This is a genomic window from Corynebacterium tuberculostearicum, assembly GCF_032821615.1.
In the GTDB taxonomy this organism is placed as follows: Bacteria; Actinomycetota; Actinomycetes; order Mycobacteriales; family Mycobacteriaceae; genus Corynebacterium; species Corynebacterium tuberculostearicum_H.
The window spans coordinates 1-1,162 of the sequence record NZ_JAVBIF010000050.1 but is presented as its reverse complement, the minus strand read 5'-3'; the positions used below and the strand labels follow the sequence as shown (position 1 = coordinate 1,162).

Below are 1,162 nucleotides of genomic sequence, written 5' to 3'. Positions count from 1 at the left end.
CTTCACACGGCTTCAGCAGAGCTAGGAATCAATCGTTCTTCACTTTATTCCTGGCTTAAGCAGTACGGCACCGGCAAACGTGCCCACTCGAAAAACATGCGTGATAAAGCTCAGGCGACGACTGATTCTGAGCGGATCCGCCAGCTAGAAAACGAAAACGCAAAGCTGCGTGAAGAACGCGACATCCTGCGCAAGGCCGCGAAATATTTTGCCGAAGAGACACGCTGGTAATCCGCTTCCAGTTTGTCTATGACCACCGAACCGAGTACTCGGTTAAGCGGATGTGCCACGTGTTAAAGCTCAATCGCTCCTCGTTTTATAAGTGGGTGCAAACCCGCGAAAAACGCAGGTTAAAGATGTGTTCCGATGCCCTTATTGGTGCAAAAATCAAGACCACTTTTGATGATGAGCACGGGCTTTATGGTGCTAAACGCATCGCTGCGAGCCTCAACAGTGATACGGATTTCGGCCCGATCAATCACAAGAAGGTCGCACGCATCATGAAATCCATGGGGCTTAAAGGCTTTACCAAGCGCCGCCGATGTGTCACTACCAGGCGTAAGCCTGGTCACCGCGTCATGCCAGATTTAGTGGGCCGCAAATTCACCGCTGACAGGCCAAACCACGTCTATGTTGGCGACATTACGTACCTGCCGTGTAAGGGTGGCAAAAACATGTACCTTGCCACGGTCATCGACGTCTACTCTCGCAAACTTGTCGGTCATGCACTCGCCGATCACATGCGGGTATCGCTGGTTATCGAAGCTTTGTCTCATGCCAGAAAGGTCCGCGGAAGCCTTAAAGGGGCAATTTTCCATTCCGATCACGGCAGTGTGTACACCTCACAGGCATTTAGGGACCACTGCGCTCAGCTTGGTGTGCGTCAATCCATGGGAGCAGTGGGAACGAGTGCCGATAATGCCCTAGCAGAATCCTTTAACGCCACCTTAAAGCGTGAAGTACTGCGTGATAGGAAACTCTTTGAAAGTCCAATCAGCTGCCGCCAGGAAGTCTTCCGATGGTGCATGCGCTACAACACGCGCAGACGGCACTCCTGGTGCAACCTTCTAGCCCCCGATGACTTCGAGGCGCTTAATTCAGCTACACTGACCCAAGCAGCATAGCTAACCCCCGACGTGTCTACTTTCCGGGGGCCAGGCCC

1 protein-coding gene is annotated in these 1,162 nt (G+C 52.8%); it reads left to right on the top strand.

Going from position 1 to position 1,162, the window contains the following annotated elements; genetic code table 11:
* A protein-coding gene (locus tag RAE09_RS11825) for an IS3 family transposase (protein ID WP_394372012.1) occupies positions 1-1,124 on the top strand; the annotation gives its coding sequence in 2 pieces (ribosomal slippage) (positions 1-214 and positions 214-1,124; 1,125 coding nt annotated over the 2 pieces). This gene is flagged as partial in the annotation.
* Positions 1,125-1,162: the final 38 nt, after the last annotated feature.